The following is a 14,398-nucleotide window of genomic DNA, read 5'->3' as shown; positions in this document are numbered from 1 at the left end:
ATACTCCGTCAACTAAATTTGAAGTATTAGATAGCGTCCTTATAGAGGTGATAAAGCGAGAAGTCCCCTCGTGGCAAGAAGCTGATACAGGACTGACTATCGTCGATGGATCATCCTTTACATATACGGTACTCCCGATGATATGGACAGCATGGCATAACGGTAGCCATCACGATCCGTTTACTGGATTCGGTTTCAAGATAAGTGAGGTGGACCGCGATCTATGCTTCATTCCATCATGGAAAAAAGTCGCGATAGCACTGCCAGTTGGGGCTGGATTTGTGCTGACAGAGGCGAATATTGACAAACCGTCCTTCTGGGGAGATTGTCGTGAGTTGATCACCAAAGATATAGGGGTTTGGATGATGACTCGAAAATATGCGCCATGGCAGAAAGGATCGCCGCCGAAATTTAGCGCCCATCCTGTTGCTCCAGCAACATTTGAAATTCAATTATTTGAGAGTAAGCTCAATACGGATGGACGGCCAGCCCACATCTGACTCAACACCCCAAACTTGGGTGCCCCATATCTCGATTCTGAGATGTGGGCATTCGCGCCACGCGCGAACCCGATACCCTAAAATCACCCCATGCCGCTCGGCCTAAAGCGATACCAACAAGAAGGCGACGACCACTTCATCACCTTCAGTTGTCACCACCGCAAACCCTACCTCAACACTCCAACCTCAAGAGACATCTTCCTCGACTCTCTCGAGCGCACCCGCCTCCATTACCAATTCGAAATCCTCGGCTACGTCGTCATGCCGGAGCACGTTCACCTGCTCGTCAGCGAACCACCCAACGAACCCTTGTCGAAGGCACTGCAGGCCCTGAAAATCTCTGCCGCCAGACGCCTCACGGAACGCCCTTTCTGGCAGACCCGCTACTACGATTTCAACGTCTTCACCCACGACAAGCGGGTCGAGAAGCTGAAGTACATGCACCGCAACCCGCTCAAACGCGGCCTCGTTACGCAGCCCGAAGACTGGCACTGGTCATCCTATCGCCACTATCTTCTGGAAGAACCAACCCCGGTCTTAATCACCCAGTCTTAGAGATCGTTCAGCGAAGACCCACATCTCAAAATCGAGATATGGGGCACCCATCCCCAGAGAGATGCCCAGGTGCCCCACCCTACCGCTTCCCCTCCTAATCCCGGCCACAAAAGCTCGGGTGCCCCATCCTTCGCAGCCTCATCGCGAAGGGTGGGATATACAAATCTGCCCCAGAACGAGCCCCTTTCTTCATTGACCCCACCACACCCATCCCCCATAGTGGAGCATGGCCAAACGCTGCCCCCTAGCCGCCGCCCGCCTCTTCTTCGGCATCCTCACCTTGGCCGCGCTCGCCACAGCCTTCATCGACTCCGTCATCCACACCGGCAATAGCGCAGTCAACTTCTTCAGCTACTTCACCATCCTCACCAATCTCTTCGTAGCCATCGTCCTCATCGTCAGCGCCAGCAATCTCATCCGCCACCGCGACCCCACCGAAGCCGACGACATCCTTCGCGGCAGCGCAACCGTCTCCATCGCCATCGTCGGACTCGTCTTCGGCCTCCTCCTCAGCCACCTCGACAGCGGCATGGTCCCCTGGACGAACTTCGTCCTCCACTACCTCACACCCGTCGCGATGGTGCTCGACTGGCTCATCCAGCCGCCAAAGGCAAAGCTCGTCCCCAGACACATCTGGTTCTGGGTCATCTACCCCATCGCCTATCTGGTCTACTCGCTCCTCCGCGGAGCCTTCACCAACTGGTATCCCTACTGGTTCATCGACCCCGGCAAATCTCCGGGCGGCTGGACCGGCGTCGCTGTCCACAGCGCCGCCATCACCATCGCCTTCCTCGCCGTCAGCTTTGTCCTTCTATGGCTAGGCAACAGCCTCAGCCGCAACGTCGTCTGAGATACAGGAGCGGCACCCCAATGCATTCCTCAGAGCACGTTGCTGGAACGACCATCGCTCCCTTCCTCTCCGTCCGCAACGGCACCAAGGCGGTCGAGTTCTACAAAGCAGCCTTCGGCGCCACCGAGCAGTTCCGCCACGACGACGGCAGCGGCTCCATCGTCGCAAGGCTGGCAGTCGACGGGGCCGAATTCTGGCTCGCCGACGAGTCTCCCCAGCACCAGAACTACAGCCCCCAAACCCTCAACGGAGGCTCCGTCCGCATGATCCTCATCGTCGACGACCCCGACGCCGCCTTCAGCCGGGCCGTCGCCGCCGGGGCCGCCGTCGTCTGGGAGATGACCAACGACTACGGCTGGCGCATCGGCCGCGTCGTCGATCCCTTCGGCCACCACTGGGAGATCGGCAAGCCTCTGCCGCAGACCTCTTGATCTCATGCCGACAGCTTCCCCCAGAACAAAATGCCCACCTCATCTCTGAGGTGGGCGTTCTTCTCTTACCGCACATCAATCACCAGACTAACGTCGGCCGCCGCCATGACCACCGCCGCCAGCATGACCGCCACCGCCATGGAAACCACCACCGCCGCCGCCATGGAAGCCGCCACCGTACCCGCCTCGTCCACCACCAGCGTAGCCGCCGCGATATCCGCCGCGTCCATAGCCGCCGCGTCCATAGCCGCCGCGCCCATAGCCATATCCACGACCGTAGCCATAGCCGCGCCCATATCCATAACCACGGCCATAGCCATAAACGCCGCGGTAGCCATAACCGTAGCCACGGCCATAGTAGCCGCGAGACCAGGGGCCGGTTCCAATAAAGATTCCGCCGTTAAACCACGCCGGGCCATAGTACCCGTAGGGAGCACAGGCGTATGGAGCATATCCGTAATATCCGTAAGAACAGGCCGGAGGAGCATAACCGTCATAGCCTCCATACCCATAGGGAGCGACGCCGATGCCAACAGAGACCTGGGCCTGCGAGTACGCCACTGGGATAAAGAAGATCGAAAGCAAAGCAACATATCTTAGAAATTTCACGACTGCCTCCTGGCCAGAATCCGAGCTTCGTCGGTCTTCGTGGTGCCCCATGCACTTTGCTTGGGCCTATCAGGTAAAACCGAAATCGACCTCATAGTTGCGGCTCACTCGGGGTCAGTTCGTCCCCATTCGACCTAAAAAGCTTGACACCGCTGATAAACTGGGTTCAGAAAACAAGCTCCAAAGCCCGGCAAGCAGCCGGGCTTTTGTCATCTGAAGTCATACCGAAGTCCAGACTTAAAGTCTCTACTTCGAAGACTTTAGGACTTAAGTACAGGGGGGGGGTACTCCCTCCCCGCAAGCACAAGGAACGATCAGACGGTATAGCAAAGAGAAAGAGGCAAGCAAAATGGCGGAAGAGAAAATCACCGAAGAAGAAATCTCGAACCTGGTAGACCGCTTCTACGCCAAGGTCCAACTCGACCCCGAGATCGGCCCCATCTTCAACGAGAAGGTCGAAGACTGGCCCACTCACCTGGCCCTGCTCAAAAACTTCTGGTCCACCGTCCTGCTCACCACCGGCCGCTACAAGGGCGACCCCATGATGACCCACCTCCAACTCCCGCTCGAACCGAGCCACTTCAACCGCTGGCTCGAACTCTTCGCCGAAACCGCGAAAGAGGTCATGGCCCCAAGCCATGCCGCCATCATCATCGCCAAGTCCGAGCGCATCGCAGGCAACTTCAAAGCAGGCATCGCTTACCAGCGAGGCAACTTCACGCAACCTAATTTGTAATAGTTCGTTGCACATATCGAAAAATCTGCATCTCACTCTTCAGCGAGCGAACCTTCGCCGCCACGGAGATACGAAATGCTCATTCTTCTGATTATTCTGATTCTGGTGTTCGGTTTTGGAGGTTATCGCCTGGGTCCGGGTCTCGGCTATTACGGCGGTGGCGGCATCAGCCTTATCCTGCTTATCGTTCTCATCCTGCTTCTGCTCCGAGTCATCTAGCGGTTCAAGCCCATTCCTCCATTCCTTTGGAGGAATGGGCCTGAGCAGCTATCTTCCCCCGAAAATTTGCATCCGTTGACGTCGTTCACTACATTGGCAAGGTAAATACCTTCCCGTGGAGAACCTCTTCGACATGCACATCACTCGCCGCAAGGCTCTGCAACTCCTCGCCGCCACAGCGCCAGCCCTCGCCCTCCGCCGCTCTCTCGCGGCAACTCTTCCCATCGCTTCCGGACAGTTCCAGGGCACCCGCGAATCGCTCGCCGCCTACCGCATCCCTGCGTGGTTCGCCGACGCCAAGTTTGGCATCTGGTCTCACTGGGGACCGCAATCCGGCGTCGAAGACGGAGACTGGTACGCGCGCAACATGTACATCCAGGGTTCCCCGCAATACAACTACCACGTCGAGACCTACGGTCATCCATCGAAGGTTGGCTACAAAGACCTCGTTCCGCAGTTCAAGGCGGCCCGCTGGGACCCTGAGCATCTCATGGATCTCTACGTCAAAGCCGGAGCCAAGTACTTTTTCTCCATGGGAGTTCACCACGATAACTACGATATGTGGAACTCCAAATACCAGCCTCGCTGGAACGCAAAAGCGATCGGGCCGAAGCGCGACATCGTCGGCGAGTGGAAGATTGCCGCCCGCAAGCGCGGCCTTCGCTTCGGCGTCAGCGAGCACCTGTCGAATTCCTTCGACTGGCTGGCTCCTGCCCACACCAGCGACTCCACCGGACCGCTCGCCGGTGTCTCCTATGACGGCGTTCTTCCCGCCTACAAGGACCTGTACCACGATTACTCCGGCGAACCCGCGAACTTCGCCAAAACGGCCGAAGCCATGGGTCGCGTAGCGCCCGACTGGTGGAAGCAGCAGTATTTTAACCGCGTCAAGGACCTCGTCGACCAGCATCAGCCTGATCTGCTCTATACCGACGGCGGCATTCCGTTCGACGAGTATGGTCTCTCGCTGGTCGCCAATCTCTATAACCTCAGCGCGGCCAAGCATAACGGCAAAGTGGAAGCGATCTACCAGAGCAAGACCGGCAGCGACTGCGAACATGGAACCTGTTCTCTCGACCGCGAGCGGGGCGTTCTCGACGACATCTCTCCTGTTCCGTGGCAGACCGATACCTGCATCGGCGGATGGCACTACAAGCGCGGCATCAAGTACAAGACCGCCAAGAAGGTCATCGACCTGATGGTCGATATCGTCAGCAAGAACGGCAACCTGCTGCTCAACTTTCCGTTGCCCAACTCTGGCGAGCTGGACTTCGAAGAGATGGTCACTCTCAACGGCATCACGGCGTGGATGGCGGTGAACAGCGAAGGCATATACGCTACGCGGCCATGGAAGATCTACGGCGAAGGCCCGTCGACCAAGGCCGTCGTCCGCTCGAACGGCAAGGAGTTCGATCCCAACGAAGGCAAAAAACCTGATCTGACTGCCAAGGACATTCGCTTTACGACCAAGGGCGAGACCCTCTATGCCTTCGTTCAGGGCTGGCCTGAAGGGCAGGCTGTCATTGCCGCGCTCGGTTCTTCCAGTCCGCAACATCCGGCGAAGATCACCAGCGCCTCAATGCTTGGGTATGACGGACAGTTGAAGTTCACGCAGGATGCCGATGCCCTTCGCGTCACGCTTGCGGGTAATCGTCCGCCAACGGCTGACATCGGCGTCACGTTAAAGCTGACCACAGCCTAAAAAGGGTCGCCAATGCGACAACTGTTGCTTGTCGACGCGTCGCATGCAGGATTACACTCCCTCCATGCGACGCGCCGCCCTTAGACTCCTAGCCCTCTGCTTACTTCTTCCCCTCGCCGCTCACGCCCAGGATTGGGCGAAGGCGCGCCTCGACAAGTCTCCGCGCCACCATGAGTATGTCTCGCTGAAACATGGCAATCGTACCGTGCAAGCCTTCGTCGTCTATCCCGAGGTCAGCCACAAGGCTCCGGTCGTCATCCTTATCCACGAGATCTTCGGACTGACCGACTGGGCCAAAGAGATGGCCGATGAGATTGCAGCCGAAGGCTATATCGTGATCGCGCCCGATCTACTCTCCGGTCATGGGCATCAGGGCGGCGGCTTTAGCGAGTTTGCCAGTCAGGACGATGCCGTCAAAGCGGTCTCCGGCCTGAACCCTGACGATGTCAACGCCGACCTCGACGCCGCAGCGGACTATGCGAAGAAGATTCCCTCGGCCAACGGCAAGCTGGCCGTGACAGGCTTCTGCTGGGGCGGTGGAAAGTCCTTTGCGTTTGCTACCCATCGTCATGATCTGTCTGCAGCATTTGTCTTCTATGGGCCTCCGCCATCGGACCTTGCTGCGATTACCGCGCCGGTCTATGGCTTCTACGCCGGCAACGATGCGCGTATCAGCGCTACCGTTCCGGCTACCACCGAGGCGATGAAGGCAGCCCGCAAAAAGTACGAGCCGATTATCTACGACGGCGCGGGACATGGATTCATGCGGGCAGGTGAGGCTCCTGATCCTACACCGGCTAATAAAAAGGCCCGCGAAGAGGGATTTGATCGTCTCATCAAGCTGCTTGGCACAATGTGACGCTGCAGGTTGGCGGCTGCGATAATGGCATGTGGCCGCCTCTCTTCAAGACCAACTCGATCGCATCACGCAAAATACCCGCAAGCTGGTGCAGGCCGACCGGCTTGCCATCTCCGAGCGAGCCACGGCTGAACTGCTGAACACGGGGATTGAACAACGCATTCTTCCTGTGGGAAGCGTTGCACCCAGCTTCTCTCTGCAGGACACACGCAGCGGAAAGCCTATACATTCTGCCGACCTTTTATCCCTTGGGCCACTGGTGGTCAACTTCTTTCGTGGGCGGTGGTGTCCTTACTGCGTCACCGAACTAGAGAACTGGCGTGAGCTTTATCCAAAGGTTCGCGAGCGCGGTGCGCTCTTCGTCGCCATCTCCCCGCAGACGCCGCGGCAGAACGACTTCATGATTCAGCAGCACGCTCTGCCCTTCCCTCTGCTCTCCGATCCCGGCGCGGAGGTGGCTGAAAAATTTGGCATCGCCTATACCATCCCCCAGGAGCACCGGCGCTACTACCAGAGCATCCTCGTCAACATCCCTTTCAGCAACGCCGGGTTGAGCTACCACAACGCCACCGAAGCGAGCTGGCGGCTACCGCTGCCTGCGGTCTTCGTTATACGGCAGGATGGGACGATAGCCTTCAGAGAAGCTCATGCGGACTTCCGCGTTCGGCCTGAACCCGCCGACGTGCTGGCCGCGCTTTAGCGCACCTACAAAAGCCGATGCCCGCCCCGAAGGACGAGCATCGCTTTACGCCAGAACTGATAGCTACTTCTTCTTGCGATATTTCTGAATCAGGTTTGTGGTGGACGTGTCATGCGCTAGCTTCGGCTCGGTCTCGCTCTCCAGCTCGCCGATGATCTTCTGCGCCAGCACCTTGCCCAACTCGACGCCCCACTGATCGAAGGAATCAATGTTCCAGATAGCGCCCTGCGTGAAGACCATGTGCTCGTAGAGCGCGATCAGCTTGCCGAGAACGGCAGGCGTGAGTTTGTCAGCGAGGATGGTATTGGAAGGACGGTTGCCCTCGAAGACGCGGTGCGGCACCAGCCAGTCGGGCGTGCCCTCGGCCTTGACCTGCTCCGCCGTCTTGCCGAAGGCCAGCGCCTCGGCCTGGGCGAACACGTTCGCCATCAGCATGTCGTGGTGCCGTCCCAGCGGGTTCAGCGTCTTGTAGAAGCCGATGAAGTCGCAGGGGATGAGCCGCGTTCCCTGGTGGATGAGCTGATAGAAGGAGTGCTGCCCGTTGGTGCCGGGCTCACCCCAGTAAATAGGTCCGGTCTGGGTGGCGACATGCAAACCGTCGAGAGTGACGTGCTTGCCATTCGACTCCATGGTCAACTGCTGCAAATAGGCTGGGAAGCGCTTCAGATATTGCTCGTAGGGAAGGATCGCCACGGTCTGAGCATCGAAGAAATCGGTGTACCAGATGGTCAGCAGTCCAAGCAGCACGGGCAGATTTTTCTCGAACGGCGTGGTGCGGAAATGTACGTCCATCTCGTGGAACCCGGCGAGCATCGCACGAAAGTTATCCGGGCCGATGGCGAGCATGGTCGACAGGCCAATGGCCGAGTCCATGGAGTAGCGGCCGCCGACCCAGTCCCAGAAGCCGAACATGTTCGCGGTGTCGATGCCGAACTTCGCGACTTCCTTTGCGTTGGTCGAGATGGCGACAAAGTGCTTGGCGACTGCCTTTTCATCGCCGAGCTTTGCCAATGCCCAGTCGCGCGCGCTGTGGGCGTTGGTCATGGTTTCGAGCGTGGTGAAGGTCTTGGAGGCGACGAGGAACAGCGTCTCCTCCGCATCGAGATCCTGTACGGCTTCGGCAAAATCGGTGCCGTCGACGTTGGAGACGAAACGGAAGGTGAGATCGCGTTGGCTATAGTATTTGAGCGCCTCGTAGGCCATCACGGGGCCGAGATCCGAGCCGCCGATTCCGATGTTCACGACATTGCGAATCTTTTTGCCGGTGTGGCCCTTCCACTCGCCGCTGCGAACGCGATCGGCGAAGGCCGACATCTTGTCCAATACCTCGTGCACGGCAGGAACGACGTCTTCGCCGTCGAGAACGATCGACTCTCCCTTGGGAGCGCGCAGGGCTACATGGAGGACGGCGCGGTTCTCCGTGATGTTGATCTTGTCGCCGCGGAACATCGCCTCGATCTTCTCGCGCAGGCCGGACTCCTCGGCCAACTGCACCAATAGCTTCAAGGTCTCGTCGGTGATGCGGTTCTTCGAGTAGTCGAGGAAGATGCCGCCCGTCTCGGCGGTAAAACGCTCGCCGCGGGCGGGGTCTTCGGCAAACAACTCACGCAGATGTTTACCGCCGATCTGCTGAAAATGGGTTTGAAGGGCCTTCCATGCCTTACGTTCGCCGAGAGGTGCGAGTTGTGTTGCCATACGCTTTGCTTCTCCTTTGATGATGCTCATCCGTTGCTGACTGCCTCTAGTTTAGAGCCGAAGGTTGAACAAGTGTTGAAATCGTGGCCACAGGGATAGAGACAGTTGCATCTTGCAACAATTCGCTCGTGCGTTTATCGTATAGCTAGTCCGGCTATCGCCCCTGTTTCCTGAGCGATCGCCCGGCATGGAAGGATTGCAATGAGTCTCGCTCCCCGCCGCCCCGTCCCGCCCATCGCACCGCCTGCGACAGCTCCTTTGCCCGACACACCGAAGGCCTCTCCTGCTTCCACCCTCGACGTCTTCACCGGCGATCCGAATTTCATGACGTCGCTGGCCCGTGGGCTCATTGTGATCCAGGCGTTCACGCAGCAGTCGCCGCAGATGACGATCTCTCAACTCAGCATCAAGACGGGTCTCTCGCGCGCGGCTGTACGGCGGTGCCTCTACACGCTGACCAAGCTGGGTTTCGCGGGAGCCGAGGATGGGTCGCGATACTCGCTGCGCCCGCGGATGCTGACGCTTTCGCATACCTACACGGCCTCCAATACGCTATCGAGTGCGGCACAGCCAATTCTCGAGCGAATGTCGGCTGCGCTGCGCGAATCTTTTTCCGTGGCGACGCTCGATGGGGAAGACATCGTTTATATCGCTCGGACCAGCGTCAGCCGGGTGATGTCGGTGGATTTGCATATTGGCAGCCGTCTTCCCGCCTATTGCACCAGCATGGGACGGATTTTGCTGGCTTATCTGCCCTCAGAGCAGCTTGAGAGCTATCTGGCCAAGGTGGAGCTCATTCCGTATACGACAAGAACGGTCAACACGATCGAAAAGCTGCGGTTGCATCTGCGTAATATCCGGCGAAATGGATATTCGATCTGCGATCAGGAGTATGAAGTTGGCTTGAGGTCGCTGGCGGTGCCGGTGTTCTCGCCTGCGGGGCGGGCGGTAGCGACGATTAACCTGAGCGGAAATGCACAGCGAATGTCAGTGATGGATATGCAGACCAGGTATCTGCCGCATCTGCGAAATGCGGCGAGCGAACTGAGCGTCTTCCTGCGCTGATTTTTTTTGCGACATCAGTCGCCCGTTAGTTCCCCGGGGCCATGCAGCGGACGAAAGAGAGGGCTGCTGGCGCGTCGATAACGATATCGCCCGTTCCTTCCGGAAGCACGACTGCCTGCCCCGGCTTGAGGCCGGTTGAGCCGTGGGCACTCTTCACCGTGCCCCAGCCGGAGAGGCTGACGAGACAGGCAGTACCGGTCGCGGGGATTCTGATCTCTCCGAAGGGGACATCGAAGCGATCCACGGTGAAGTATTCCTGTTCGATCAGACGAACGAAGCCGTCCATGGGGCGAGGCTCGACTTTGCCTGCGTTGGTCTTCACTTTGATGACGGCAATTCCCCGCTCCAGATGTAGTTCGCGCGCGCGACCGTAGTCGTAGAGGCGATAGGTGACGTCGCTGGTCTGCTGGGTTTCGAGCAGCACGACGCCGGACCCGATGGCATGAACGGTTCCGGCATCGACGAAGATCATATCTCCCACCGAAACGGGAACCTGCTTCAGCAGGTCTTCCATGGTTCCATCGGCGATGGAGGCGGCCACCTGTGGCGCGCCGACTCCCGGTTTGAGGCCGAGAGAGACAGCAGCGCCGGGAGCGGCTTCGAGGACGTACCAGCACTCGGTCTTGCCGCGAGTCTCCCCTGCAGCCTGGGCCTGCACGTCGTCGGGATGGACCTGAACGGAGAGCTTGTCGTTGGGAAAGAGAATTTTAACCAGCAAAGGAAACTCGCCGCCGATCTTGCCGGACATTCCTGCGAAGGTCTTTCCGGTGAAAGGCCCAGTCTCTACGATGCATGCCGGGCCGGTGAGCCATGCCTCTCCTACGAGTTCATTGGTACCGGTCGATTCATACCACGGACGGAGATCGCTCTTGCCCCATACACGCTCACTGAACCATGGCTTCAGGCGGAAGGGAGCGGGCGGGTTGGAACTGTGCGAGTTGGACATTAGAGAGTCTCTCCTGTGGGTATGTTCTCAGGTCAGTTTACTCGCGGCCCTCAGTCGAGGCGCAGATAACCTGAATATGGATTCGGGAAGAAGAATATGCGGAGGACAATTGTCGTGGCCAGGAAGACCCCACTCGCGATTAAAAGCGTTGCGGCTTCATGAGGGTGAAGATTCAGCATCCCGCCACGACCGAGAAAATGCCTCTATTGGGGGCGATTACAAAAGTTTTACAGAGCGCAAGGATCGAACCCGGGGGCATTACAAAAGTCTTACACCCACACTCCTCGATGACTGATAGCGTTGAGATCAGCAGTAAAAAGGACCGCTAACTTATGTCACCAACGCTTACTACTCCCGAAGAGACGACGACCAAGGCCGCCGCCACTGCACGCGTTATTCCTGTCGTCGCCGAAGTCCGGCAGAAGGTGAAGCAGGACCTTCGCATGGGCCGCGAGTATCAGCAGGGCCGCATCAACTGGATCACCACCATTGCCATGGGGTTGTTCCATGTGGGCGCCATCGCCGCGCTCTTCTTCTTTAGCTGGAAGAACCTCGCCGCGTTCGTCATCATGTACTTCTTCGCCATCAACGTTGGCATCGGCATGGCGTACCACCGGCTGCTGACGCATCGCGGCTACAAGACGCCGAGATGGGTCGAATACTTCCTGACCATGTGCGGAACACTGGCGCTCGAGGGCGGACCGATCTTCTGGGTAGCCACGCACCGCGTCCATCATCAGAACTCCGATGACGAGGGCGATCCGCATACGCCGCACGACGGCACCTGGTGGGCACACGCGGGCTGGATTCTCTCGGGCCGCGCCATGCACTCCGAGACTGCTCTGCTGGGCCGCTACGCCCCTGACCTTACCCGCGACCCCGTGCATGTGTGGTTGAGCAAATATCACTGGGTCCCGCTGACTACTTCCGGACTGCTTCAGGTTGCCATCGGCGCAGCGCTTGCCGGTCCTGACCACCGCGTCATGGGCGCGGTTGGCATGGTTCTGTGGGGAACGTTCCTTCGCGTCACCATCGGGCTTCACGCAACGTGGCTGGTGAACTCGGCTACGCACCTGTGGGGCAAGCGGCGCTTCGAAACCAAGGACGACTCGCGCAACAACTGGTGGGTTGCCCTGCTTACCGGCGGCGAAGGCTGGCACAACAACCACCATGCGCATCCCGTAAGCGCGCGGCATGGATTGGCCTGGTACGAATTTGACATCAACTACTACGGCATCTGGCTGCTCTCGAAGGTCGGCCTGGCGAAGAAGGTTCAGATCGCCAAGTTCGATCCGCAGGATCCTAAGCCAGCAGGCGTGTAAAATTCGCCAGTAAAGCTGAGGGCCAAGGCGTGGAACTTCGGTTTCACGCCTTGGCTTTTTAATGCCTGCCGCTATACTTTCAGCAACGCTCATGAATATTACCCGACGCCGCGGAGCTATCGCCTTCTTCATCACACTGGGCGTCCTGCTTGTGGGCCTTGCGATTGCGCTGAATATCGGGTGGATCATTCTGAATGACCGCGCAGTCGCCTTCGCGGTGCTAGGCGTTATCCTCTTCAGCCTGCTCATCGCGGGGGTTGTGCTCAACACGGTCTTCCTGGTGCGGGAGATCCGCCGCAATGAGCGTCAGGACTCCTTTCTGAATGCGGTCAGCCACGAACTCAAGACGCCGATTGCCTCAATTCGGCTTTATCTGGAGACGCTGCAACGACGGCCCGTTGAAGAAGAGCAGCGGCAGCAGTTTTACAAGATCATGCTGTCGGACTCCGACCGCCTCCTGGCTACCGTCGAACAGATCTTGAAGGCGGGGCAACTTGGCCAACGGCATCGTCAGCAAAACCGCACCGTGATCGATATCGAATCGCTGCTCGCGGAGTGCATCCACGTCACCTTGCAGCGACATCATCTTGCGGCGGACAACATTGTTCTTCTGCCGGTACCGGGCGCTGTGAGACTGCAAGTGATCGGCATCCCGGAAGACCTTCGTACCGCCATCATTAACGTGCTCGACAATGCGGTGAAGTACTCGCCCGAGGGAGTGCGCGTCCGCTGTTCGCTGGCCATCACACGCTATACCTGGGTTACCCTGCGCATCGCCGATACGGGCATGGGTCTGCCGTCCAACGAGTACAAACGCATCTTTAAGCGGTTCTATCGCGTGCCCGGACGCTCCATGGTCAAGATCAAAGGCACCGGGCTGGGGCTTTTTCTGGTGCGCAACATCGTGCGCCAGCACGGCGGAGATGTCACGGCCTCAAGCGCTGGTGCAGGCCTCGGCACAACCATCACGTTTACACTGCCGCTCGCAGCGCCAGAGGGCAAGCCGGATAAATCATGACCGAATCAGCCACTCCACTGATCGCCGTCATCGAAGACGAAGAGCATCTTGCACAAGGGCTGCTGTTCAATCTTCAGGCTGAGGGCTATGCCACCCACCACGAGGCTGACGGCGACGCTGCGCTCAACTACCTGTTGAACACGCAGGACAAGATTGCAGCCATCGTGCTGGACTGCATGTTGCCGGGGACCGACGGCTTCGCCATCGTTCATGCCCTGCGCGAGGCGCAGCGATTCACTCCGGTGCTGATGCTGACGGCGCGCACCCGGCCTGAGGACATTCTCGAAGGGCTGGAAGCGGGCGCGGACGATTATCTTCCCAAGCCATTTGAGTTGAACATCCTACTGATGCGGCTGAAATCGCTGATGCGCCGCGCCGCGTGGCAGCATACTACCGCAGCGCCGGAAACGCCACCTGACGAATACATCTTCGACCATCGCACCATCCGTTTCGATGCGCTCGAACTAGTTGCGCCCAATCGCACCACGCATTTGACGCTGATGGAGGCCGACCTTCTGCGCTATCTCACTGACCGCGAAGGCCAGATCGTGCCGCGCAAGGACATCCTCGAACAGGTTTGGCGGGTGCACGAAGATACCGACACCCGCGCCATCGACAACTTCATCGTGCGCCTGCGCCGCTACATCGAAGACGATCCGGGAAACCCGCAGCATCTTCTGACGGTGCGCGGCATCGGGTACCGATTCATCGCCAATCCGTAACTACCGGGGCAGAGCGATATCGCGAGATATTATTTTTGCCGCTTGACATATTCTCATATAGGAATATTATTTATTCATGGCACGTGCCGCAACGACCACGGACGTCTTCAACGCAATCGCCGAGCCTCGACGGCGCGAGATCATCGCTGTGCTTATCGATGGCAACGAGCACGCAGTCGGCGAAGTCGTTTCGACGCTTCGGCTGCCTCAGCCCGCCGTCTCCAAGCACCTAAGCGTGCTGCGCAAGGTTGGCATTGTGACGGTAAGCAAACGCGGCCAGCTTCGCATGTACCGTCTAAACCCGAAGGAGCTGAAACCCGTGCACGACTGGGTGAAGATGTATGAACGCTTCTGGACCCACCAGATCGATAAGGTCAAGGAACGGGCGGAACAGAAGATGATGCAGCGCATCGCCCGCGAAAATCAATCCACCAAAAGAGAGGAGTAAGCACTATGGCAACAAAGCCGT

17 protein-coding genes are annotated in these 14,398 nt (G+C 58.5%); 14 read left to right on the top strand and 3 right to left on the bottom strand.

Features of this window, described 5'->3' with window-relative positions:
• The 4 genes from VMU57_RS10265 to VMU57_RS10250 form a co-directional block, all read left to right on the top strand.
• A partial coding sequence (locus tag VMU57_RS10265; RefSeq protein WP_325383067.1) for a hypothetical protein occupies positions 1-500 on the top strand: 500 nt, incomplete at its 5' end.
• Positions 501-590: 90 nt separating this feature from the next.
• Positions 591-1,055, top strand: coding sequence for an REP-associated tyrosine transposase (locus VMU57_RS10260; protein WP_325383065.1), 465 nt, complete (start codon positions 591-593; stop codon positions 1,053-1,055).
• Between the two features lie 226 nt (positions 1,056-1,281).
• On the top strand, positions 1,282-1,905 hold the full coding sequence (locus VMU57_RS10255) for a Pr6Pr family membrane protein (RefSeq protein ID WP_325383063.1): 624 nt from the start codon (positions 1,282-1,284) through the stop codon (positions 1,903-1,905).
• 20 nt (positions 1,906-1,925) lie between these two features.
• Positions 1,926-2,336 (top strand): VOC family protein, encoded by a 411-nt coding sequence (locus VMU57_RS10250; RefSeq protein ID WP_325383061.1) that lies wholly within the window; start codon positions 1,926-1,928, stop codon positions 2,334-2,336.
• An 87-nt stretch (positions 2,337-2,423) separates the two neighbouring features.
• On the opposite strand, the gene VMU57_RS10245 is transcribed toward VMU57_RS10250, so the two are convergent.
• Complete coding sequence (locus VMU57_RS10245) at positions 2,424-2,945, bottom strand: hypothetical protein (RefSeq protein ID WP_325383059.1); 522 nt, start codon at positions 2,943-2,945, stop codon at positions 2,424-2,426.
• A 349-nt stretch (positions 2,946-3,294) separates the two neighbouring features.
• Here VMU57_RS10245 and VMU57_RS10240 point away from each other — a divergent pair, with 349 nt between their 5' ends.
• The 5 genes from VMU57_RS10240 (at position 3,295) to VMU57_RS10220 (ending at position 7,161) form a co-directional block, all read left to right on the top strand.
• Positions 3,295-3,681, top strand: a complete 387-nt coding sequence (locus tag VMU57_RS10240; protein ID WP_325383057.1) for a group III truncated hemoglobin — start codon at positions 3,295-3,297, stop codon at positions 3,679-3,681.
• A 75-nt stretch (positions 3,682-3,756) separates the two neighbouring features.
• The gene (locus VMU57_RS10235) at positions 3,757-3,900 is read left to right on the top strand and encodes a DUF3309 family protein (RefSeq protein WP_325383055.1); all 144 of its coding nucleotides are present in this window, start codon (positions 3,757-3,759) and stop codon (positions 3,898-3,900) included.
• A gap of 133 nt (positions 3,901-4,033) precedes the next feature.
• Positions 4,034-5,602 (top strand): alpha-L-fucosidase, encoded by a 1,569-nt coding sequence (locus tag VMU57_RS10230; RefSeq protein ID WP_325383053.1) that lies wholly within the window; start codon positions 4,034-4,036, stop codon positions 5,600-5,602.
• A gap of 64 nt (positions 5,603-5,666) precedes the next feature.
• Positions 5,667-6,461, top strand: coding sequence for a dienelactone hydrolase family protein (locus tag VMU57_RS10225; RefSeq protein WP_325383051.1), 795 nt, complete (start codon positions 5,667-5,669; stop codon positions 6,459-6,461).
• 31 nt (positions 6,462-6,492) lie between these two features.
• Positions 6,493-7,161 carry a peroxiredoxin-like family protein gene (locus VMU57_RS10220; RefSeq protein ID WP_325383049.1) on the top strand — a complete coding sequence of 223 codons (669 nt, stop codon included), beginning with the start codon at positions 6,493-6,495 and terminating at the stop codon, positions 7,159-7,161.
• A gap of 63 nt (positions 7,162-7,224) precedes the next feature.
• Here VMU57_RS10220 and pgi read toward each other — a convergent pair whose 3' ends face one another.
• Entirely contained in the window at positions 7,225-8,856 is a 1,632-nt protein-coding gene (gene pgi, locus VMU57_RS10215) for a glucose-6-phosphate isomerase (protein ID WP_325383047.1), read from the bottom strand.
• A 201-nt stretch (positions 8,857-9,057) separates the two neighbouring features.
• Between pgi and VMU57_RS10210 the strand changes: the two genes are divergently transcribed.
• The gene (locus tag VMU57_RS10210; protein WP_325383045.1) at positions 9,058-9,921 is read left to right on the top strand and encodes an IclR family transcriptional regulator domain-containing protein; all 864 of its coding nucleotides are present in this window, start codon (positions 9,058-9,060) and stop codon (positions 9,919-9,921) included.
• A gap of 25 nt (positions 9,922-9,946) precedes the next feature.
• On the opposite strand, the gene VMU57_RS10205 is transcribed toward VMU57_RS10210, so the two are convergent.
• Complete coding sequence (locus tag VMU57_RS10205; RefSeq protein WP_325383043.1) at positions 9,947-10,867, bottom strand: type I phosphomannose isomerase catalytic subunit; 921 nt, start codon at positions 10,865-10,867, stop codon at positions 9,947-9,949.
• Between the two features lie 332 nt (positions 10,868-11,199).
• On the opposite strand from VMU57_RS10205, the gene VMU57_RS10200 reads away from it, so the two are divergent.
• The 4 genes from VMU57_RS10200 to VMU57_RS10185 all read left to right on the top strand — a co-directional run bounded on the left by VMU57_RS10200 (position 11,200) and on the right by VMU57_RS10185 (position 14,377).
• Positions 11,200-12,189 carry an acyl-CoA desaturase gene (locus tag VMU57_RS10200; protein WP_325383041.1) on the top strand — a complete coding sequence of 330 codons (990 nt, stop codon included), beginning with the start codon at positions 11,200-11,202 and terminating at the stop codon, positions 12,187-12,189.
• A 91-nt stretch (positions 12,190-12,280) separates the two neighbouring features.
• A complete protein-coding gene (locus tag VMU57_RS10195; protein ID WP_325383039.1) occupies positions 12,281-13,207 on the top strand; it encodes a sensor histidine kinase in 927 nt (308 codons plus the stop codon).
• A complete protein-coding gene (locus VMU57_RS10190; RefSeq protein WP_325383037.1) occupies positions 13,204-13,929 on the top strand; it encodes a response regulator transcription factor in 726 nt (241 codons plus the stop codon). The genes VMU57_RS10195 and VMU57_RS10190 overlap by 4 nt, the downstream gene beginning before the upstream one ends.
• A gap of 76 nt (positions 13,930-14,005) precedes the next feature.
• Complete coding sequence (locus tag VMU57_RS10185) at positions 14,006-14,377, top strand: metalloregulator ArsR/SmtB family transcription factor (protein WP_325383035.1); 372 nt, start codon at positions 14,006-14,008, stop codon at positions 14,375-14,377.
• Positions 14,378-14,398: the final 21 nt, after the last annotated feature.

The organism is Edaphobacter sp., from assembly GCF_035532915.1.
Classification (GTDB): Bacteria; Acidobacteriota; Terriglobia; order Terriglobales; family Acidobacteriaceae; genus Edaphobacter.
The sequence above is the reverse complement of the archived record's forward strand: the minus strand, read 5'-3'. Positions and strand labels throughout refer to the sequence as shown.